A 20,210-nucleotide genomic window follows, 5' to 3' on the forward strand; every position below is an offset into this window, starting at 1 on the left:
CCGCCTGGGCCGGAGCGCCCGGGCGGGGTGATGCACGGGGAAACCAGATGGATTTCAGCTTCACCGAAGAACAGTCGATGCTGCGCGACACCGTCGCGAGCTATCTGGCCGACCACTACAGCTTCGAGCAGCGCCGTGACGCGCTGAAGGCCGAGCCGGGCTGGCGTCCGAACGTGTGGAAGGCCTTCGCCGAAGAGCTCGGCATCCTGGGCGCGCCGTTCGCCGAGGAACTGGGCGGCCTGGGCGGCGGCTCGACCGAGAACATGGTCATCATGGAAGAGCTGGGCAAAGCCCTGGTGGTCGAGCCCTATCTCGGGACCGTGGTGATCGGCGGCGGCTTCCTGAAGCACTCGGGCTACGCCGGCGCCAGCGACCTGATCGGCGGCATCATCGGCGGCGAAACCATCATCGCCTTCGCCTATGCCGAGCCGCAGGCCCGCTACACCTGGCAGGACCTGAAGACCACCGCCAAGAAGGACGGCGGCGGCTACGTCATCAACGGCCATAAGGCCGTGGTCATCGGCGCGCCGTACGCGACGCACCTGATCGTCACCGCCCGCACCGGCGGCGGCCAGCGCGACGCCCAGGGCGTCTCGGTGTTCATCGTGCCGAAGAACGCCAAGGGCGTGACGACGCGCGACTACCCGACCGTCGACGGCTTCCGCGCTTCGGAAGTCACCTTCGAGAACGTCTCGGTCGGCGCCGACGCGCTGATCGGCTCGGAAGGCGCCGCCCTCCCGCTGGTCGAGAAGGTCATCGACGAAGCCATCGTCGCGACCTGCGCCGAAGCCTGCGGGGTGTTCCGCAAGCTGCATGAAGGCACGCTGGAATACACCAAGCAGCGCAAGCAGTTCGGTCAGCCGATCAGCCAGTTCCAGGTGCTGCAGCACCGCATGGTCGACATGTTCATCAACCTCGAGCAATCGATCTCGATGACCTACATGGCCGACATCAAGCTGAGCGACAGCGACGTCGAGCGGGCCAAGGGCGCCTCGGCGGCCAAGGTGCAGATCGGCAAGGCGGCCAAGTTCATCGGCCAGAACGCTATCCAGCTGCACGGCGGCATGGGCATGACCGACGAAATGGCCATCGGCCACTACTTCAAGCGCGCCACCATGATCGAGAGCGCCTTCGGCTCGACCGATCACAACTTGGCCCGCTACGAAAATCTGAGCCTGGGCGCGGCGGCGTAAAGCCCAGCGGACAGGCCTGAGTTAGGGCGGCGCTCCTCGGAGCGCCGCCCTTTTTCGTTCAGAACAGCGTGCGCTGCGCGGGCGCATCAGCGTCGCCATCGGTGATCTGGCCGCGCCGGCGCAACTCCGTCTCGGCGCTGAAGCGCAGGTCGGGGTCGCGATCCTGGGCGAACGCTTCCAGCGCGTTGTCGCTCAGGCTCGACCAGGACCTGCCTCGATCGGGCCCGCTCGGCACGCGCGGCAGCAGACCCGGCTCATCGCTCCAGGCCAGCAATTGCTCGACGGACGCCTCGTTGAGCATGTCGCGCAGGTGATGCGCCGTGACGTAGGCGTCCGGCATCGCCCGGTGAGCGGGCAGGCCCAGCTGGCGGTCCAATCCCTCGGGCATCCGCTCGTATCGGAGCATCTGGTTGGAGAAGCCGGTCAGGCCGGGCCAGAGACGCAGGGCGCACTTCCAGGTGCAGATCCACCTGGCGCCCCCGCTGAGCTGTGGCGTGCAGAAGCGCTGCTCGAAGGCGGCGCGATGCGCGGCCAGGGCCATGGCGCCGCCCGGCGGGCGAAGGACTTCAGGCGCTGCGTCCTTCCAGAACGGCGCCCCGGCGACGTCCTCATCCATGATGTGATGGACGGCCATGGTCGCCGCGGTGATCGGTCGGCCGGGATTGACGTACTTGGCGCCTCGGTCCGCATTGACCGTCCAACGGCCATCCGGGCCGCGAACGACGTCCTGCCAGCCGATCTCGCAGACCTCGTACGAGCGCATGCCGGACGTTTCGAGGTCGATGACGCGGACGCGCTCCAAGGTCATCCGCACAATATGGGCCTGATCGCGACCAGTCCAAACGTCCGCAGAGATTTGTGCCCGAGCGGCACAGATCCTGGTCCATATGCGTCTCTAATTCTCAAGCTTGCGGCGCGCTATCTCCCGGCCTCACGGCAAGGAGAGCCAGACATGGAATATCGCAATCTCGGCGCATCGGGCCTGAAGGTCCCCGCCTTGAGCTTCGGCGCGGGCACGTTCGGCGGGCTGGGGCCCTTGTTCAGCGCCTGGGGCGACACCGACACCGCGCAGGCGCGGCGGCTGGTCGAGATCTGCCTGGAGGCCGGCCTCAACCTGTTCGACACCGCGGACGTCTACTCCAACGGCGCTTCCGAGGAGATCCTCGGCGCAGCGCTGGAAGGCCTGCGCGACCAGGCGCTGATCTCCACCAAGATCGGGCTGCCGATGGGAGAGGGGCCGTTCGACGCGGGCGCCTCGCGCCTGCGGCTGGTGCGCGGCGTCGAGGCGGCGCTGAAGCGCCTGAAGACCGACCGCATCGACCTGCTGCAATTGCACGCCTTCGACGCAGCCACCCCGGTCGAGGAGACGCTGGCGGCGCTCGACGATCTCGTGAGGGCGGGGAAGGTGCTCTACGTCGGCGCTTCGAACTTCGCCGGTTGGCAATTGATGAAGTCGCTCGCCGCCGCGGACCGTCACGGCTGGCCCCGTTACGTCGCCAACCAGGCCTACTACTCGCTCATCGGCCGCGACTACGAGTGGGAGCTGATGCCGCTGGGCCTCGACCAGGGCGTCGGGGCGATGGTCTGGAGTCCTCTCGGCTGGGGGCGTCTCACCGGCAAGATCCGCCGCGGCCAGCCCCTGCCTGAGGTCAGCCGCCTGCACGAGAGCGCCGACTTCGGCCCGCCGGTCGACGACGAGCGGCTCTATCGCGTGGTCGAGGCGTTGGACGAGATCGCCGCGGAGACCGGCAAGACCCTACCGCAGATCGCGATCAACTGGCTGCTGCAGCGCCCGACCGTGTCGAGCGTGATCATCGGAGCCCGGAACGAGGCCCAATTGCGAGAGAACCTGGAAGCTGTCGGCTGGAACCTGACGATAGAGCAGGTCGCCCGGCTGGATGCGGCCAGCGCCGTGACCCCGGCCTATCCCTACTATCCGTACTGGCGCGAGGGCGGCTTCAGGGCGGTGAACCCGCCGCCGGTCTGAACGGGAAAATAGTTCGCATCGGGTGTCGGGACGGCCCAGCCCGCTTCGTCCTAGGGTACGCAATCCCCCAAAGGAGACACCCGATGCGAATGATCTTTGTGAACCTGCCGGTGAAGAACGTGGCCGCCTCCCGCGCGTTCTTCGGTGCGCTCGGCTTCGGCTTCAACGAGCAGTTCTGTAGCGAGAACACCGCCTGCATGGTGATCGAAGAGAACATCTTCGCCATGCTGCTGGAGCACGACCGCTTCAAGGACTTCATCACCGGCGACATCGCCGACGCCCACAAGGCGACCGAGGTGCTGACCTGCCTGTCGGCCGACAGCCGGGCCGAGGTCGACGGCCTGCTCAGCAAGGCGCTGGCCGCGGGCGGCAAGCCGTGGAAGCCGGTGCTGGACATGGGGCCGATGTACGGCTGCAGCTTCCAGGACCTCGACGGTCATGTCTGGGAAGTGATGTTCATGGACCAGGCGGCGATGGCGCAGATGGAAGCCCAGGCTTCGTAGCCAAGGCATTGCTGGCCATGCGACGACGCCCCGCGCCATAGTCCCATCGGGCGAACCGGGGAGCGCGGAGCATGGCCAGTTTCACTGTCGCGAGCGCCGAGGCGTTCGAGGAGCGTCAGGCGCTGGTTGCGCTGCTAAGCCTGCTGGCCGACCTCATTGGCGAAATCTGGGAAGATCGCGAACTGTTGCTGCCGCAGATGCCGCTGTTTGCGGACGGCCAGCCGCTGGCCTTCGTGATCGCGCGCGACCAGATCGGTCAGCTGAGCCAATTGGTGCTGTCGGCGGATCGGCCGGCCGAAGCCTGGGACGACTACGGCCTGCGAGGCGAGCCGCTGCGTTTCAAGTTGCTGATCGTCGCCTTCGCGAACGATCGGATCCGTCCGGCGCGCAATCGCGCGCTGGAGGCGGTGACCGACGGCGAGCGGTCGGGAAGGCTGACGTTCTACCGCCGCGCTGTGCAAGGAACGCTGGCGGCGATCGATGGACCGCTGGAGTCGCTCACCAAGTTCATCGGCGCCAAGGAAGGCGTCGTCGAATTCAAGAAGGGGCTTGAGGTGCTGCTAGGCCTCGTCAGCTAAAGAGCTTGGCCAGCCGCGCGACCTCGGCGGCCATCTCGGCGCGGAAGCTGTCCTTCGACCACAGGCGGTAGTCGCCCTGAGCGTAGGCCTGGGCGTTGCGCCAGTAGAGGAAGGCGTTCAGGGCGTTGGCGCGGCGGTTATCGCGGGTCTTGGTCGCGGCGCCGGGCGAACCCATGACGATCGAGTTCGGCGGGATCACCGTGCCTTCCTTCAGGAAGCTGCCGCCGGCCACGATGGAGCCGGCGCCCACCACGCAGCCGTCCATGATCGTCGCGCCGATGCCGATCAGGCAGTTGTCGCCGATATCGCAGCCGTGCAGCGTGACGTGGTGGGTGATCGAGCAGTTCTCGCCCACGATGGTCGGGGCGCCCGAGCCGACGTGGACCATCACGAAGTCCTGGATGTTGGTCCGCCGGCCGATCACCACCTTCTGGCTCTCGGCGCGGACTACGACGTTGCACCAGATCGAGGCCTCGGGCGCGATCTCCACCGCGCCGAATATCCGCGCCGAAGGGTCGATCCAGGCCGAACCGTGATCTTGGACGTCGGGGCCGAGGAAGGGGGCGGCGGTCATGTCTGGAACTCCGGGCTCGAACTGGAGGCCACAATCGGAGATTTCCCAAACGTCAGACAAGCGGCGCACTTGCCAAACGCGGTCCAACCGCGCCTAACCGCCAGGTCATGGCCCTTCGCGACTTCGCCCTCCTGGTCTTCGTCTGTCTGCTGTGGGCGACCAACAACATTGTCTCGAAGTACGTCGTGGCCTATCTGCACGCCCCGCCGCTGTTCTATGCGGCGGTCCGCTTCATCATCGTGGCGGCGGCGGTGTTCCCCTGGCTGCGAAATCCGCCACGTCCGCTGTGGCGCTTGCTGCTGATCGCGGTCTGCATGGGGGCGGGCTCGTTCGCCTTCATGTTCATCGCGCTGAAGACCGCCAGCCCGTCGTCGGCGGCGATCGTCAGCCAGCTGATGGTGCCGACGACCACCTTCCTGTCCTTCATGCTGCTCGGCGAGCGGTTGAACCGGCGTCGCCTGGCGGGCATCAGCCTGACCTTGATAGGGGCCCTGGCGGTGATGTGGGATCCGCACGGCTTCACCCTGACCGGCGGCCTGGCGTTCGTGTTGGTCTCGGTCGTGCTGGGCTCGCTCGGCTCGGTGCTGATGAAGCAGATGGAAGGTGTGAAGCCGCTGCAATTCCAGGCCTGGGTCGGAGTGGCCTCGGCCGCCGTGCTGATCCCGATGTCGCTGATCTTCGAGCCAGGCGGCGTAGAGACCGGACTGGCGATCGGCTGGCGCTTCTGGGCCGCGGTGATCTTCTCGGCCCTGGTGGTCTCGGTGTTCGGCCACACGGCCTACTACTGGCTGATCCAGCGCTACGAGGCGAACCTGATCTCGCCGTTGACCCTGATGACGCCGCTGGCCACCATCGGCCTCGGAGTCGTCATCACCCACGACCCGTTCGACGCCCGCATGGCCTTCGGCGCCGCGGTGGCGCTGGCGGGCGTGCTGATCATCGCCATGAGGCCCAATCAGATCATGCTGCTGCTGCTCAACCTGCGGGGACGGGCCCGATGAACTTCATTGAAGCCGTCTCGCCGAATTTCAACGAGCGCAAGGTCCCGCCGGACATCATCGTCCTGCACTACACCGGCATGAAGACCGGCGAGGAGGCTCTGGCCTGGCTGTGCAACGAGGAGTCCAAGGTCTCGTCGCACTATCTCGTCGAGGAGGACGGGCGCGTGTTCCGGCTGGTGCCGGAAGAGCGCCGCGCCTGGCACGCCGGCGTCTCGTCCTGGAAGGGCGAGACCGACATCAACGGCCGTTCGATCGGCATCGAGATCGTCAATCCCGGCCATGAGTGGGGATATCGCCCGTTTCCGAAGGCCCAGATCGACGCGCTGATCGAGCTGCTGAGCGACATCCGCAGCCGCTGGCAGGTCGAGGACGGCCGCATCATCGGCCATTCCGACGTCGCCCCGGCCCGGAAGGACGATCCGGGCGAGCTGTTTCCCTGGAAGACCCTGGCGCAGGCCGGCCACGGCCTGTGGGTCGAGCCTGACGCCGCGCCGGGCGCGCCGCTGTCCGAGGGCGAGGAGAGCGCCGGGGTGTTCGCCCTGCAGGCCGGGCTGACCCGGCTCGGCTACGACAGCGCGCCATCGGGCAAGTACGACGCCGACACCGCCACCATCGTGCGCGCCTTTCAGCGCCACTGGCGGCCGGAGAAGGTCGACGGCGTGGCCGACGGCATGACCCGCGCGCGGCTGATCGGCCTGCTGCGGGCGGCGGCGGGCGCGTGAGCGCGCCGGCCATCCAGGCCACGACGGCAGACGACGCCGCGCAGGTGCTGGCGCTCTATCGCGCCGCCGCCGGCGGTTCGGGCGGTTTGGCGCGGCGACCGGACGAGATGGACATCGCCTACGTCGAGGGCTTCCTGGCCAAGGCGCGGGCCGGCGGCGTGACCCTGGGCGCCTGGATCGACGGGCGGCTGGCCGGCGAGATCCATGCCTCGCGCATCGGACCGGACCAGTTCTCCCACGTGCTGTCGGACCTGACCGTCGCGGTCGATCCGGCCTGGCAGGGCAGGGGCGTCGGGCGCGCGCTGTTCGCGGCGTTGTTCGCGGCGGCCAGGGCGCTGTCGCCGACCGTCACCCGCATCGAGCTCATGGCGCGCGAGGGCAATATCGACGCCATCCGCCTCTACGAGCAACTCGGCTTCGTGATCGAAGGGCGCTTCGTCCAGCGCGTGCGCATGCCGGACGGCCGGCTGGAGGACGATATCGCCATGGGGCTCTTGCTGACGCCGGCTTGACGGCGGCCGCGCCGCCCGTCAGCAGTGCTCGCCACGAGTTTTCCGCCTTTCGCCATACCTTTATTTCGAAATTGAGGGACGTATTCGATGCGCAATCTGTTCAGCGTTGAGGGCAAGGTCGCCCTGGTCACCGGCGGCAGCCGCGGCATCGGCGAGATGATCGCCCGCGGCTATGTCGAGAACGGCGCCAAGGTCTACATCTCCTCGCGCAAGGCCAATGTCTGCGACGGGCTGGCCGAAGAGCTCTCGAAGTACGGGACCTGCATCTCGCTGCCCTTCGACCTGTCGAACATGGACGGCATCACCGGCCTGGCCGCCGCCCTGGCCGAGCGCGAAGACAAGCTCGACATCCTGGTCAACAACGCCGGCGCCACCTGGGGTGCGCCGATCGACGAGTATCCGGAGGACGGCTGGGACAAGACCGTCGACCTGAACGTGAAGTCGATCTTCTTCCTGACCCAGAAACTGCTGCCGCAGCTGCGTGCGGCAGCCACGCATGAGAACCCGAGCCGGGTGATCAACATCGCCTCGGTCAACGGCATCGAGCCGCCGGCGCTGGAGACCTACGCTTATTCGACCTCGAAGGCCGGCTGCATCATGCTGACCCGCCACCTGGCCAAGCGCCTGGCCCCCGAGCATATCCTGGTCAACGCCATCGCGCCCGGCCCCTTCCAGAGCCACATGATGGCCGCGACGCTGGCCCGGGCCGGCGACGCCATCGCCAAGTCGAACCCGCGCGGCCGTATCGGCACGCCGGAAGACATCGCCGGCGTGGCGATCTTCCTGGCCAGCCGCGCCAGCGCCTACACCACCGGCGCTGTCGTGCCGTGCGACGGCGGTTCGGCCGAGTTCTAACCTCCTCGTTCGTCATCCCCGGCCGCGTCAGCGCGCCGGGGATCCATAGACGCGAGCCTCGTCTGGCTGGTCTGGGCATATGGATGGCCGGAACCTACCGGCCCGGCCATGACGAGTTGCGGGAATTATCCTCTCCGCCCTCTGCCGCCAGGGCGGATCGGGGCGGGCGACCAGCCGCCCTTGCCTGGCTTGTGCACCCCGCCGGCCTTGCCGCCGTTCGCGCCCGGCGGGCCGCTGGTCTGCTGCTTCTTGGCCAGCTGTTGCTCGATGATCGCGCGGGCGCGTTCGGCCGGCGTCAGCGGCGCGGAGTCGGTTTCGGGATGGCGCGCAGGCGCGCGCGGGTCGTGGAATTTCGGCATGATGTGTCCAATCGAGATGAGGCGCTCGCGCCTTGCAGGCGCGGCGGGGAGGGCAGGGCTCAGCCCAGCGGTCTCACGGCCTCAATCGATCACAGCACACACGTAGGAATCCTCTGTCGGACGTTCGCCAAGACGCTAGGCGTCTGCGCCGTCGTCCGCAAGTCCGCTCCCAATGGGACGAATTGGGATGGAGGCGGTGCTTGACCGCGGGCGCGGGGCGGCCCACTTAGCGCGCGGACCAGACGGCCGGGCGATCGCGGCTGCCTTTGGGCAGTCGAGGAAAGTCCGGGCTCCACTATGACATGGCGGCGGGTAACGCCCGCCGGGGGCGACCCCAGGGATAGCGCCACAGAGAGCAGACCGCCCCGGTTTCGACCGGGGTAAGGGTGAAAGGGTGGGGTAAGAGCCCACCGCGGACCTGGTGACAGGGACGGCATGGCAAGCCCCGCCAGGAGCAAGACCGAATAGGGATTCCGCGCCCCGCAAGGGGTAGGGCCGTCATAGGCCTGAGGCGTCCGGGTAGGTCGCGAGAACCGTCCAGCAATGGACGGTCCAGAGGAATGATCGTCGCGCCCGTTCGCGGGCGGCACAGAACCCGGCTTACAGGCCGTCTGGTCCGTACTTCCCTCCCGCTTATCCACCGCTGTCCACAGACGGCGCCGCTATACTTAACAAGTTCGCTGTATGTTCTGTTGATATCGCCTGTGGATGCATGAGGCGTGACCGTAACTTCTTTGAGATTCCCCGAAATTGAGCTCTGGAGTCATTGTCTCCCAATTGATCCCATGTTAACCCAATCAGCATCCGTTGAGGATCAGCGGCGCGTCGGAGCTGGGGCTCCGCGGGTCCGAAACGGGGTGAAGTTGGCGGCTCGCTCGGAGCCGCGATCTGGGGCGCGGCGAGATGTTTCTCTCGACCTTCGAGAAACAGGTGGACGCCAAGCGGCGCATCGTCGTGCCGCAGGAATTCCGCGCGCTGGTCTCGGGCCCCTTCGACGGCATCGTCTGCTTCCCCTCGATCGAGGCCGACTGCATCGAGGGCGGCGGCCGGGCGCTGTTCGACCGCTACATCGCGCTGATGGACGAGATGCCGTTCGGCGACCCTGTGCGCTCGGCGATCGAGCTGTCGGTGCTGGGCGGGCAGGCGAAGATGAGCTTCGACACCGCCGGGCGCATCACCCTGCCTGAACAGCTGTGCGACCAGTTCGGCCTGACCGACTGGGTCGTGCTGGTCGGTCTGGGCGACCGCTTCCAGATCTGGGAGCGCGAGGCGTTCCAGGCGCATCGCGCCGCCCAGCGCGAACTGGCCCGTGCGGGCCTGGCCGAACTGCGCGCCCAGCAGCGCGCCGCCAAGCTGGGAGCGGCTTAGTTGAGCGCGCCCCATACCTCGGTCCTGCTGGATGAAGTGATCGCCGCCCTGGAGCCGGCCAGCGGCAAGCTGATCGTCGACGGCACCTTCGGCGCCGGCGGCTACAGCCGCGCCTTCCTGGCGACCGGCGCCGACGTCGTCGCCTTCGACCGCGACCCCAGCGCGCGCAAGTTCGCCGAAGGGCTGGGCGAGCGCTTCCGGCTGGTCGACGGTCGGTTCTCGCAGATGGCCGACGAGCTGGGCGAGGGCGTCGCCGACGGCGTGGCGCTGGACCTCGGCGTCTCGTCGATGCAGCTCGACCAGGCCGAGCGCGGCTTCTCGTTCATGCGCGACGGTCCGCTGGACATGCGCATGGGCGCCGATGGGCCCACCGCCGCCGACATCGTCAACACCGCCGAGCAAGCCGAGCTGGCGCGCATCTTCTACGTCTATGGCGAGGAGCGGCAGTCGCGCCGCGTCGCATCTTTCATCGTTCGCCGCCGGGCCGAGCAGCCGTTCACTCGTACGCTGGATCTGGCCGAGGTGATCGAGCGCGCCCTGGGCGGACGCCGCGGGGCCAAGGTGCATCCGGCCACCCGCTCGTTCCAGGGGCTGCGCATCGCGGTCAACGAGGAGCTGTCGGAGCTCGAGGCTGGCCTGGTCGCGGCCGAGACGGCCCTGAAGCCGGGCGGCCGGCTGGCCGTGGTCACCTTCCATTCGCTGGAAGACCGCATCGCCAAGGCCTTCTTCACCGAGCGTGCGGGCAAGACCCCGGGCGGCTCGCGGCACGCGCCGCCGGTCGAGGCCGGCGCGCCGCCGAGCTTCCAGCTGCTGTTCAACGGCGCCCGCGCCCCCGGCGACGCCGAGACCGCGACCAATCCGCGCGCGAGATCGGCCAAGTTGAGGGTGGGGGTTCGCACCTCCGCTCCGGTATGGAAGGAGGCGGAATGAGTCTCCTTACCCGCAAGATTCGGGGCTTTCGGCTGGTCGACGTGGTCGCGCTGGGGGTTCTGATCGCCGTCATCCTGTCGGTCTACCTGGCCAAGACCATGGCCGGGCGCGAGCGCGCGGAAATCGCCTCGGTCGAAAAGCAGATCGACGCCGAGAAGGCGCGCATCCGCCTGCTGCAGGCCGAGGTCGCCCATCTGGAGCAGCCCTCGCGCATCGAGGCGCTGTCGACCGCCCATCTGGGCATGGGGCCGGTCGGGGCCAAGCACGAGACCACCATCGATAAACTGGGCGAAGTCGCCCTCGGGAAGCCAACGCCGTGAGCCTTGCTCATCCATCGTTCGAAGCGCCGGGCTGGCGCTGGCTCAAGGCCAAGGTCTGGGGACTGGAGCACGCCTTCGAGCGCGCCAAGGCCGCCGGCAAGGCCGAAGACGACACGCGCATCCGCATCTTCTTCGTGCTGGCGCTGTTCGCGACGGCCTTCCTGCTGCTGGCGATCGGCGCGACGCGCGCGGCGCTGTTCTCGGACGCCGGCCGCAGCGGCGGCTACGCCGCACCGGTGGGCGCCTCGCGCGCCGACCTGGTCGACCGCAACGGCGCCATGCTGGCCGCCGACCTCCTGCACTACGGCGTCTATGTCGATCCGCGCGAGATCTGGGATGCCGACGAGACCCGCCGTGCGCTGCGCTCGGCCCTGCCGAACCTGAACCGTCAGCGCCTGGAGAAGGTGCTCAGCGGCGAGCGCCGCGGCTTCGTAGCCGCCGGCCTGACGCCGGAAGTGCGCGCCCGCATCCACGCCCTGGGCCTGCCGGGCGTGACCTTCGAGCCGGAAGAGCGCCGGGTCTATCCGCTGGGGACGACCGCCGCCCACCTGGTCGGGTTCGCCGACACCGGCGGGGTCGGCCTGGCCGGCGCCGAGCGCGCGCTGAACGACACCATCCGCGGCAATGCGGCGTCGAAGACGGCGGTGGCGCTGTCGATCGACCTGCGCGTCCAGGCGGCGCTGGAGGACGAGCTCTACAAGGCCGCGGCCGAGTTCCAGCCGCGCGGCGCGGTGGGCATCGTCACCAACGTCCATACGGGCGAAATCCTGGGGATGGCCAGCTATCCGACCTTCGACCCGAACCAGGTCGCCAAGGCCGACGACAACGCCAAGCTGAACCGCGCGGCCGCTTCGATCTACGAGATGGGCTCGACCTTCAAGGCGTTCACCGTGGCGATCGGCCTGGACACCGGGGTGGCCAACCCATCGTCCACGTTCGATGCGCGCGTGCCGTACCAACTCGGCTATCGGACCATCAAGGACTACCACGCTGCGCGGAAGATCCTGACGCTGGTGGAAGTGTTCCAGCACTCGTCCAACATCGGTACTGCGAAGCTGGCCGAGAGCGTCGGGGCCGAACGTCTCAGCAAGTACTTCAGCGCCCTTGGCCTGACCAAGCCGGCGCGCGTCGAGCTGATGGAGTCGGCGCGGCCGCTGACCCCGCGCAAGTGGGATATGGATGCGGTCGCCTCGACCTCGTTCGGTCACGGCATGAACGTCAGTCCGCTGGCCGTCTCAAGCGCCATGGGCGCGCTGCTGAACGGCGGCTATCTGGTGCCCCTGACCATCAAGAAGCTCGAGCCGGGCCAGAAGCCGCAGGGACAGCGCGTGCTGTCCGAACAGACCTCGATTCAGATGCTGCAGATCATGCGCGCCAACGTCATCGGCGGCAGCGGCAAGTCGGCGAACGCTCCGGGGCTGAGCGTCGGCGGCAAGACCGGGACCGGCGAGAAGTACGATCCGGCCATCCGTGGCTACTCGACCCAGCGCCAGGTGTCGTCGTTTGCGGCCGTGTTCCCCACCGCCGGAACGGTGCAGGAAGATCGCTACTTCGTGCTGATCCTGATGGACGAGCCGCACGGCACGGCCAAGACCTACGGCTATTCGACCGGCGGCTGGGTCGCCGCGCCGGCCGCCGGCCGCGTCATCGACCGCATCGCCCCGTTCCTGGGCGTCCAGCGCCAGCCCGACCTGATCAAGGTGGTGGGCGAGGGCTCGATCGCCGCCGGACCGATCTCGGACGGCCACTGATGGGCAAGTCGCTTTCCCAACTGGTCCACCAGGCCTTTGCGACGGATCCGGAGGTGACCGGCGTCACCGCCGACAGCCGCAAGGTGAAGCTGGGCTTCCTGTTCGCCGCGCTGCCGGGTTCGAAAGTCGACGGCAAGGCGTTCGCCGCCAAGGCGGTCGAAGCCGGCGCCGTGGCCGTCATATCGGCCGAGGACATCCCGGAGCTTGGCGTTCCGGTGATCGTCACCCCTGATCCGCGCCGGGTCTACGCCCTGGCCGCGCGCGCGTTCTGGGGCGTGCAGCCCCCCGTGGTCGTCGCCGTCACCGGCACCAACGGCAAGACTTCGGTCGCCGGGTTCTGCCGCCAGATCTTCAACCGCCTCGGCCATCGGGCCGCCAGCATGGGCACCCTCGGCGTCCGCGCGACCGGGGCGGACCTCGACGAGCAGATCACCCCCGCCGGCCTGACCACGCCGGACGCGGCCGACGTCGCCGAACTGATGTCGGTGCTGGTCGCCAAGGGCGTGACCCGCTTGGCGATGGAAGCCTCTTCGCACGGCATAGATCAGCGCCGGTTGGACGGCGTGGAGCTGACCGCGGCCGGGTTCCTGAACTTGACCCAGGATCACCTCGACTATCACCACACCATGGAAGCCTATCGCGACGCCAAGCTGCGCCTGTTCGAGACGCTGCTGCCGCGGGGCGGAACCGCCGTGCTCAACGCTGACTCCGACGCCTATGGCGCGTTCGCCGCCGCGGCGGTCGGGGCGGGCCAATCGGTGCTGTCGGTCGGCGAGGCCGGGCAGGGGCTGAAGCTGGTCGGTCACACCCCGACGCCTGACGGTCAGGCTCTGAAGATCGAGGCCAAGGGCAAGACCTATGAAGTGGTGCTGCCCCTGGCCGGCGCGTTCCAGGCCTCCAACGCCCTGGTCGCCGCGGGACTGTGCATCGCCGCGGGCGAGCCGGTCGACGGGGTGATCGCGGCGCTCGCGACCCTGGAAGGCGCGCCCGGCCGCCTGCAGCGCGTGGGCGCCGGCGCCAAGGGCGGCGAGGCCTATGTCGACTACGCCCACACGCCGGACGGATTGGAGACCGTGCTGAAGTCGCTGCGCCCGCACGTGGAAGGCAAGCTGATCGTCGTGTTCGGGGCCGGCGGCGACCGCGATCGCGCCAAGCGCCCGCTCATGGGCCTGGCCGCCGCGCAGCACGCCGACATCGCCATCGTCACCGACGACAATCCGCGTTCGGAAGTCCCGGCCGCGATCCGCGCCGAGATCCTGGCCGGCGCCCCGGGCTCGCGCGAAGTCGGCGACCGTCGCGAGGCGATCCGCGCCGGCGTGGCGCTGATGGGGCCTGGCGACGTCCTTGTCGTCGCCGGCAAGGGGCACGAGCAGGGCCAAACCGTCGGTTCGACCGTTCATCCCTTTGACGACGTGGCCGAAGTGGCCGCGGCGCTGGAGGCTGGGCATGTCTAAGCCGCTCTGGACGTCCGAAGAAATCGCCGCGGCGACTGGCGGTCGGCTCGCCGGGCCGGCCTTTGCGGTCGATGGCGTCTCGATCGACACCCGCAGCATCGAGACCGGCGACCTGTTCGTCGCCCTGGCCGGTGCGCGCGACGGGAACGAGTTCGTGCCGCAGGCCCTGGCCGCCGGCGCGGCCGCGAGCCTGGCGTCGAAGAGCGTCGACGGTTCCAGCGTCGTCGTCGCCGACACGCTCAAGGCCTTGGAACAATTGGGAGAAGCCTCGCGCGAGCGCGCGCCGCAGGTCCGCCGCGGCGCGGTCACCGGCTCGGTCGGCAAGACCAGCGTCACCCAGGCGATCCGCGCCGGGCTCGAGCGCGCCGGCCGCGCGCACTCGTCGGTGAAGAGCTACAACAACCACATCGGCGTGCCGCTGACCCTGGCGCGGATGCCGCGCGACACCGAGCGCGCGATCTTCGAGATCGGCATGAACCACGCCGACGAGATCACGCCGCTGTCGCGCTTCGTGCGCCCGCATGCGGTGGCGATCACCACGGTCGGTCCGGTGCACGTCGAGAACTTCCCGGACGGCGAGGTCGGCGTGGCGCGGGCCAAGGCCGAGATCTTCGCCGGCATCGAGCCGGGCGGCGTGGCGGTGCTCAACGCCGATAACAAGTGGTTCGAGCTGCTGGCCGAGGAGGCCCACAAGGCCGGCGCCACGGTGCGCAGCTTCGGGACGGCGAAGGAATGCGACGCTCAACTGGTCGATTTCGCGCCTGAGCCGGGCCGCGCGGTGATCAAGGCGCGGCTGCACGGCAAGGCGCTGGACTTCCCGATCCTGCAGACCGGTTTCCACTGGGGCCCCAACAGCATGGCCGTGTTGCTGATGCTGGAAGCCCTGGACGTCGGCCTGGACGACAGCCTGGCGGCGCTCGGCGCCTTCGAGCCGCTGGCCGGCCGCGGCGCGGAACGGGCCATCAAGCTCGCCGGCGGCGTCTTCACGCTCATCGACGAGAGCTACAACGCCAACCCGATCTCTATGGGCGCGGCCTTCGCCAGCCTGGGCGCGCGCAAGACCGGGGGGCGCCGCATCGTCGCGCTTACTGACATGCTGGAGCTGGGCGCCGAAGCGCCCGCCTTCCATGCCGGTCTGGCCGAGCCGCTGGATGCGGCCAAGGTGGACCTGGTGTTCGCCGCCGGGCCACTGATGAAATCCCTATGGGACGCCCTTCCGCCGACTCGTCGCGGCGGTTACGCCGAGAGTGCGGCGGAGCTGGCGCCGCTGATCAGCGCGGCCGTGGCGCCGGGCGATCTGGTGATGGTGAAGGGGTCCAACGGCTCGAGGGCGGGCGCGGTCGCAGCTGCGCTGGGCGCGCTCGACGTGCGTTCGGGGGAGACGGGCTGATGCTCTACTGGCTGTATCAACAGCTCGCTGCGGACGGCTATGTGCCGTTCCTGAACCTGTTGAAATATCAGACCTTCCGGACTGGCATGGCGCTGTTCACGGCCCAGCTGGTGGTCGTGGCCATGGGCTCGCGGTTCATCCGCTGGATGCAGGCCAAGCAGGGCAAGGGCCAGCCGATCCGCGCCGACGGCATTGAGCGTCACGTGGTCGAGAAGGCCGGCACGCCGACCATGGGCGGGGTGATGATCCTGGCCGGCCTGCTGGTTGGCACGCTGCTGTGGTCGGATCTCAGCAACGTCTATGTCTGGGCGGTGATCCTGGTCACCGCTGGCTACGGCGTGCTCGGCTTCACCGACGACTACGCCAAGGTCACCAAGCAATCGACGGCCGGGGTGTCGGGAAAGATCCGCCTGCTCATGGAGGCGGCCATCGCGCTTGCAGCCGTGGCCCTGATGGTGATCTTCGGCACCAGCCCGCCCGAGACGCCGGAACTGGCGACCTCGGTCGCGTTCCCGATCTTCAAGCAGCTGTTGATGCCGCTGGGCTGGTTCTACCTCGCGTTCGGGGCGTTCATCATCGTCGGCGCGGCCAACGCCGTGAACTTCACCGACGGCCTGGACGGCCTGGCCACGGTGCCGGTGATGATCGCGGCGGCGGCGTTCGGCTTCATCGCTTACCTCGTCGGCAATTACGTCTTCGCCCAGTACCTGAAGCTGCACTTCGTGCCTGGCGTTGGCGAGATCGCGATCTATTGCGGGGCGATGATCGGCGCCGGCCTCGGCTTCCTCTGGTACAACGCCCCGCCGGCCAAGATCTTCATGGGCGACACCGGTTCGCTGGCCCTGGGCGGCGGGATCGGCGCGGTGGCCGTGGCTACCAAGCACGAGATCGTGCTCGGCATCATCGGCGGTCTCTTCGTGATGGAGACCCTGTCGGTGATGATCCAGGTGGCTTCGTTCAAGCTGACCGGCAAGCGGGTGTTCCGCATGGCCCCGATCCACCACCACTTCGAAAAGCTCGGCTGGTCGGAGAGCACGGTCGTGATCCGTTTCTGGATCATCGCGGTGATGCTCGCCCTGCTGGGCCTTGCGACCCTGAAGCTGCGGTAGGGGAGGACAGGCAGTCTCATGATCCCGGTCCGCGGCTTCGAAGGCAGGACGGTCGCCGTGTTCGGCCTCGCCCGCACAGGGCTGACGGCCGCGCGCGCCCTCGTGCTTGGCGGCGCCAAGGTCGTGGTCTGGGACGAGAAGCCGGAGAGCCGCGCGACGGCGCAGGCCGAGGGCCTGGACCTGCTGGATCTCTCGACCGCCGACTGGTCGCAGTTCGCGGCCCTGATGCTGTCGCCGGGCGTGCCGCTGACCCATCCCAAGCCGCACTGGACGGTCGAGAAGGCCAAGGCCGCCGGCGTCGAGATCCTCGGCGACATCGAGCTGTTCGCCCGCACCGTGAACGCCGCGCCTGAGCACAAGCGCCCGAAGATCGTCGCCATTACCGGCACCAACGGCAAGTCGACCACCACCGCCCTGATCGGCCACATCTGCGCGTCCGCCGGCCGCGACGTGCGGGTCGGCGGCAATATCGGCCAGGGCGTGCTGGGCCTGGAGGACATGCACGGCGGGGCGGTCTACGTGCTGGAGCTGAGTTCGTACCAGCTGGACCTGACCTCGAGCCTGAAGCCCGACGTGGCGCTGCTGCTCAACGTCTCGCCCGACCACCTCGACCGCCACGGCGGAATGGAAGGGTATGTGGCGGCCAAGCGCCGTATCCTGCTGAACCAGGGCAAGGGCGACACCGCCGTCATCGGCGTGGACGACCCGTGGGGCCAGCGGATCTGCACCGAGATCACCGCCGCCAACCGCCGCACCATCGTGCCGATCTCGGCCTCCAAGGCCATGGGCCGCGGGGTCTATGCGCTGCAGGGCCTGCTCTACGACGCCACCGGCGAACGGGCGGTCGAAGTCGCCGATCTGCTGCGCGCCCGCTCGCTGCCCGGGCGCCACAACTGGCAGAACGCCGCGGCCGCCTACGCCGCGGTGCGCGGGCTGGGCCTGACCTCGCAGGAGGCCGCCGACGGCCTGATGAGCTTCCCGGGGCTGGCGCACCGGATGGAGACGGTCGGCGCCGTCGGCAAGGTGCGGTTTGTCAACGACAGCAAGGCGACCAACGCCGACGCGGCCCGCCAGGCGATGTCGAGCTATCCGAAGTTCTACTGGATCGCCGGGGGCGTTCCGAAGGCCGGCGGCATCGACAGCTTGGGCGATCTCTTCCCGAGGATCGAGAAGGCCTATCTGATCGGCGAGGCCGAGGAGGCGTTCGCCGCGACGCTAGAAGGCAAGGCCAAGCTCGCCCGCTGCGGGACGCTGCGGGCGGCGGTCGCCGCGGCCTACGCCGATGCTTCGGCCTCGGGCCAGGACGCGGTGGTGCTGCTTTCGCCGGCCTGCGCTTCGTTCGACCAGTTTGCCGATTTCGAAGCGCGTGGCGAGGCGTTCCGCCAGGCGGTGCAGGGCTTGGACCACCCGGTCGCCAAGGGCGCGCGCGCCTAGGCCCGCGCGCTCGCCAGCCAGCAGCCCGCGACCATCGGCACGACGCCGTCGACGGCTTCTGCATCCAGCGCCGTTTCCACCGCCTCGCGCACCTTGCTCCGGATCGCCTCGTCGGCTTCGCGCAGGGCCGCGGCGACGGGGCCCATGCGCAGGCTGAGCGTGATGAGGTCGCTCAGCGAGATCGGCGTCGGCGCATCGAGCCGAGTGATGTCGATGTCGCTCCAGCCGCTGCGGGCCAGGATGCCGCGCACGCGCTCAGGATCGGCGAAGGCGAAACGGCCAGGCGCGAGCGGATCGGCCGGCGGCGAGGGCGGCAGGAACGGTGCGGCCGCGCGGCCGGGAATGATCGCCATCGGGTTGTCGGCCGGGCTGCGCCAGCAGGCAAAGACCAGTTCGGCGCCGGGCTTGAGGCCGCTGCGGATGTTGGCGAAGGCCGCGTCGAAGTCGCTGAAGAACATCACCCCGAACCGCGACATGGCCGCGTCGAACTGCGCGCCGCCGAAGTCGTAGGTCTGGGCGTCGGCCTGGACGAACTGGGCGCCCGGCGTCGCCTGGGCCGCGGCGATCTCGATCAGCGGGGCGGAGATGTCCACACCTAGACTGAGGCCCTCGGGGCCGAGCCGCCGCGCCATCGCCAGGGTCGTGGCGCCGGCGCCGCAACCGATGTCGAGAACCTGCTTGCCGACCCCCGGGAAGGCGCGTTCGACCAGCGCCTCTTCGATCGGCCGATTGAGGTCGTCCATCATGCTCTGCAAGTCGACCCAGGCCTGGCCGCCGGTCTTGTTCCAGTAGGCGGCCTGGTCGGTCGGAGCGGCGGGGGCCTGGGGCATGGGGGCGTCCTTCTCGAGCTGGTCGGCGATGTCGCCTGTGCTCGCGAAAGATTTCAAGTCGCAGGGCCGTGAGACGGCCCTTTGGTTAAGATATTTTAAGCATGCCGCGGGCATCTGAGGATACGGGCCGCTGCGCCCGCGGAGACGTCCATGAGCCACATCCATCGCCCTCAGCAGGCCCACGCGTTTGCGCGGAGCGACCGCTCGTCGGTCGGGATCTGGTGGTGGACGACGGACCGCTGGATGCTGGGGGCGGTCGCCGCCCTGATCGCCATCGGCGTGATGATGTCCTTCGCCGCCAGCCCGGCGGCGGCGGCGCGGATGAACGTCGGCGATCCCTTCCACTTCGCGGTGCGCCAGTGCGTGTTCGCGGTGACCGGCGCGGCGATCCTGATCGGGGTGTCGATGCTGGATGCGAAGGGAATCCGGCGGGCCGCATTCTTCATCTATCTGGTCGCCATCGCGATCATGCTCATCCTGCCGTTCCTGGGCCACACGGCCAAGGGCGCGACCCGCTGGGTCCAGCTGGGCGGCTTCACCCTGCAGCCCTCGGAATTCATGAAGCCGGCCCTGATCGTGCTGGTGTCGTGGATGTTCTCGGAGGGCCAGAAGGGGCAGGGGGTGCCAGGCGTCTCGATCGCCTTCGGCCTCTATTTCCTGTCGGTGGGTCTGCTGCTGATCCAGCCGGACGTCGGCCAGACGGTGCTGATCACCATCGCCTTCGGAGCCGCGTTCTGGATGGCCGGCGTGCCGCTGTCCTGGGTCATGCTGCTCGGCGGCGTGGCGGTGACAGGCCTCTCGTCGACCTATTTCCTGTTCCCGCACGTGGCCAGCCGCGTGGACCGCTTCCTCAGTCCTGACCGGGCCGACACCCACCAAGTCGACCGCGCCGCGGAGGCCATCGCCGCCGGCGGCTTCTTCGGCCGCGGCCCCGGCGAGGGCGTCATGAAGCGTCACGTGCCTGACCTGCACACCGACTTCATCTATTCGGTCGGCGCCGAGGAGTACGGCCTGATCTTCTCGCTGCTGCTGATCATACTTTTGGGCTTCATCGTCACCCGCGGCCTCTATCGCGCCATGAAGCTGACCGATCCCTTCGAGCAGGTCGCTGCGGCGGGACTATTCGTCCTGGTCGGGCAGCAGGCCTTCATCAATGTGGCGGTGAACCTGAACATGATCCCGACCAAGGGCATGACCCTTCCGTTCATTTCGTACGGCGGCTCGTCGATGTGGGCGATCTGTCTGACCTTCGGCATGGCGCTTGCGCTGACTCGCCGTCGACCGGGCGCCTATTCCCAGGGCGAGGGCCTCGCCAAGGCCGGCGCGTTCGCCTAAAGGCT

General features: G+C 68.6%; 21 protein-coding genes and 1 other RNA gene. 18 read left to right on the plus strand and 4 right to left on the minus strand.

The genetic code is table 11. The annotated features are described in order from the left end of the window. Positions 1 to 47: 47 nt before the first annotated feature. Entirely contained in the window at positions 48 to 1,193 is a 1,146-nt protein-coding gene (locus AC1Q87_RS21830; RefSeq protein WP_492610935.1) for an acyl-CoA dehydrogenase family protein, read from the plus strand. A 58-nt stretch (positions 1,194 to 1,251) separates the two neighbouring features. On the opposite strand, the gene AC1Q87_RS21835 is transcribed toward AC1Q87_RS21830, so the two are convergent. Then, on the minus strand, positions 1,252 to 2,001 hold the full coding sequence (locus AC1Q87_RS21835; RefSeq protein WP_492610936.1) for an exonuclease domain-containing protein: 750 nt from the start codon (positions 1,999 to 2,001) through the stop codon (positions 1,252 to 1,254). A gap of 144 nt (positions 2,002 to 2,145) precedes the next feature. On the opposite strand from AC1Q87_RS21835, the gene AC1Q87_RS21840 reads away from it, so the two are divergent. From AC1Q87_RS21840 to AC1Q87_RS21850, 3 genes are all read left to right on the plus strand, one after another. Next, on the plus strand, positions 2,146 to 3,180 hold the full coding sequence (locus AC1Q87_RS21840; protein WP_492610937.1) for an aldo/keto reductase: 1,035 nt from the start codon (positions 2,146 to 2,148) through the stop codon (positions 3,178 to 3,180). A gap of 83 nt (positions 3,181 to 3,263) precedes the next feature. Continuing rightward, positions 3,264 to 3,683: a VOC family protein gene (locus tag AC1Q87_RS21845; protein WP_492610938.1), complete on the plus strand. Its 420-nt coding sequence runs from the start codon at positions 3,264 to 3,266 to the stop codon at positions 3,681 to 3,683. A gap of 71 nt (positions 3,684 to 3,754) precedes the next feature. Next, entirely contained in the window at positions 3,755 to 4,261 is a 507-nt protein-coding gene (locus tag AC1Q87_RS21850; RefSeq protein WP_492610939.1) for a hypothetical protein, read from the plus strand. Here the strand turns inward: AC1Q87_RS21850 and AC1Q87_RS21855 are convergent. Beyond that, entirely contained in the window at positions 4,254 to 4,835 is a 582-nt protein-coding gene (locus AC1Q87_RS21855) for a gamma carbonic anhydrase family protein (RefSeq protein ID WP_492610940.1), read from the minus strand. The genes AC1Q87_RS21850 and AC1Q87_RS21855 overlap by 8 nt on opposite strands. Positions 4,836 to 4,942: 107 nt before the next feature. Between AC1Q87_RS21855 and AC1Q87_RS21860 the strand changes: the two genes are divergently transcribed. The 4 genes from AC1Q87_RS21860 (at position 4,943) to AC1Q87_RS21875 (ending at position 7,925) form a co-directional block, all read left to right on the plus strand. Next, on the plus strand, positions 4,943 to 5,836 hold the full coding sequence (locus AC1Q87_RS21860) for a DMT family transporter (RefSeq protein ID WP_492610941.1): 894 nt from the start codon (positions 4,943 to 4,945) through the stop codon (positions 5,834 to 5,836). Next, positions 5,833 to 6,558, plus strand: coding sequence for an N-acetylmuramoyl-L-alanine amidase (locus tag AC1Q87_RS21865; protein ID WP_492610942.1), 726 nt, complete (start codon positions 5,833 to 5,835; stop codon positions 6,556 to 6,558). The genes AC1Q87_RS21860 and AC1Q87_RS21865 overlap by 4 nt, the downstream gene beginning before the upstream one ends. Next, entirely contained in the window at positions 6,555 to 7,070 is a 516-nt protein-coding gene (locus AC1Q87_RS21870; RefSeq protein ID WP_492610943.1) for a GNAT family N-acetyltransferase, read from the plus strand. The genes AC1Q87_RS21865 and AC1Q87_RS21870 overlap by 4 nt, the downstream gene beginning before the upstream one ends. 87 nt (positions 7,071 to 7,157) lie before the next feature. Next, positions 7,158 to 7,925: an SDR family oxidoreductase gene (locus AC1Q87_RS21875; protein WP_492610944.1), complete on the plus strand. Its 768-nt coding sequence runs from the start codon at positions 7,158 to 7,160 to the stop codon at positions 7,923 to 7,925. Between the two features lie 125 nt (positions 7,926 to 8,050). Here AC1Q87_RS21875 and AC1Q87_RS21880 read toward each other — a convergent pair whose 3' ends face one another. After that, on the minus strand, positions 8,051 to 8,284 hold the full coding sequence (locus tag AC1Q87_RS21880) for a hypothetical protein (RefSeq protein ID WP_492610945.1): 234 nt from the start codon (positions 8,282 to 8,284) through the stop codon (positions 8,051 to 8,053). A gap of 238 nt (positions 8,285 to 8,522) precedes the next feature. Here AC1Q87_RS21880 and rnpB point away from each other — a divergent pair. The 9 genes from rnpB (at position 8,523) to murD (ending at position 18,040) form a co-directional block, all read left to right on the plus strand. Further along, an RNA gene (rnpB, locus tag AC1Q87_RS21885) (RNase P RNA component class A) lies at positions 8,523 to 8,903 on the plus strand. 284 nt (positions 8,904 to 9,187) lie between these two features. Next, entirely contained in the window at positions 9,188 to 9,652 is a 465-nt protein-coding gene (locus AC1Q87_RS21890) for a division/cell wall cluster transcriptional repressor MraZ (RefSeq protein WP_183769392.1), read from the plus strand. Continuing rightward, the gene (gene rsmH / locus AC1Q87_RS21895; protein ID WP_492610946.1) at positions 9,653 to 10,582 is read left to right on the plus strand and encodes a 16S rRNA (cytosine(1402)-N(4))-methyltransferase RsmH; all 930 of its coding nucleotides are present in this window, start codon (positions 9,653 to 9,655) and stop codon (positions 10,580 to 10,582) included. After that, on the plus strand, positions 10,579 to 10,902 hold the full coding sequence (ftsL, locus tag AC1Q87_RS21900; protein ID WP_492610947.1) for a cell division protein FtsL: 324 nt from the start codon (positions 10,579 to 10,581) through the stop codon (positions 10,900 to 10,902). The genes rsmH and ftsL overlap by 4 nt, the downstream gene beginning before the upstream one ends. Beyond that, positions 10,899 to 12,653: a peptidoglycan D,D-transpeptidase FtsI family protein gene (locus AC1Q87_RS21905; protein WP_492610948.1), complete on the plus strand. Its 1,755-nt coding sequence runs from the start codon at positions 10,899 to 10,901 to the stop codon at positions 12,651 to 12,653. The genes ftsL and AC1Q87_RS21905 overlap by 4 nt, the downstream gene beginning before the upstream one ends. Further along, positions 12,653 to 14,107: a UDP-N-acetylmuramoyl-L-alanyl-D-glutamate--2,6-diaminopimelate ligase gene (locus tag AC1Q87_RS21910; protein WP_492610949.1), complete on the plus strand. Its 1,455-nt coding sequence runs from the start codon at positions 12,653 to 12,655 to the stop codon at positions 14,105 to 14,107. Before AC1Q87_RS21905 ends, AC1Q87_RS21910 begins: the two co-directional genes overlap by 1 nt. Further along, positions 14,100 to 15,497 (plus strand): UDP-N-acetylmuramoyl-tripeptide--D-alanyl-D-alanine ligase, encoded by a 1,398-nt coding sequence (locus tag AC1Q87_RS21915; RefSeq protein ID WP_492610950.1) that lies wholly within the window; start codon positions 14,100 to 14,102, stop codon positions 15,495 to 15,497. The genes AC1Q87_RS21910 and AC1Q87_RS21915 overlap by 8 nt, the downstream gene beginning before the upstream one ends. Beyond that, positions 15,497 to 16,606, plus strand: coding sequence for a phospho-N-acetylmuramoyl-pentapeptide-transferase (gene mraY, locus AC1Q87_RS21920; protein ID WP_492610951.1), 1,110 nt, complete (start codon positions 15,497 to 15,499; stop codon positions 16,604 to 16,606). The genes AC1Q87_RS21915 and mraY overlap by 1 nt, the downstream gene beginning before the upstream one ends. A gap of 18 nt (positions 16,607 to 16,624) precedes the next feature. Then, entirely contained in the window at positions 16,625 to 18,040 is a 1,416-nt protein-coding gene (gene murD / locus AC1Q87_RS21925; RefSeq protein WP_492610952.1) for a UDP-N-acetylmuramoyl-L-alanine--D-glutamate ligase, read from the plus strand. Here the strand turns inward: murD and AC1Q87_RS21930 are convergent. After that, the gene (locus AC1Q87_RS21930; RefSeq protein ID WP_492610953.1) at positions 18,037 to 18,870 is read right to left on the minus strand and encodes a class I SAM-dependent methyltransferase; all 834 of its coding nucleotides are present in this window, start codon (positions 18,868 to 18,870) and stop codon (positions 18,037 to 18,039) included. The two genes, murD and AC1Q87_RS21930, sit on opposite strands and share 4 nt — an antisense overlap. 150 nt (positions 18,871 to 19,020) lie before the next feature. Here AC1Q87_RS21930 and ftsW point away from each other — a divergent pair, with 150 nt between their 5' ends. After that, on the plus strand, positions 19,021 to 20,205 hold the full coding sequence (gene ftsW, locus AC1Q87_RS21935; protein ID WP_293403094.1) for a putative lipid II flippase FtsW: 1,185 nt from the start codon (positions 19,021 to 19,023) through the stop codon (positions 20,203 to 20,205). Positions 20,206 to 20,210 lie beyond the last annotated feature (5 nt).

This window comes from Phenylobacterium sp. GW823-FHT02A09, assembly GCF_058797775.1.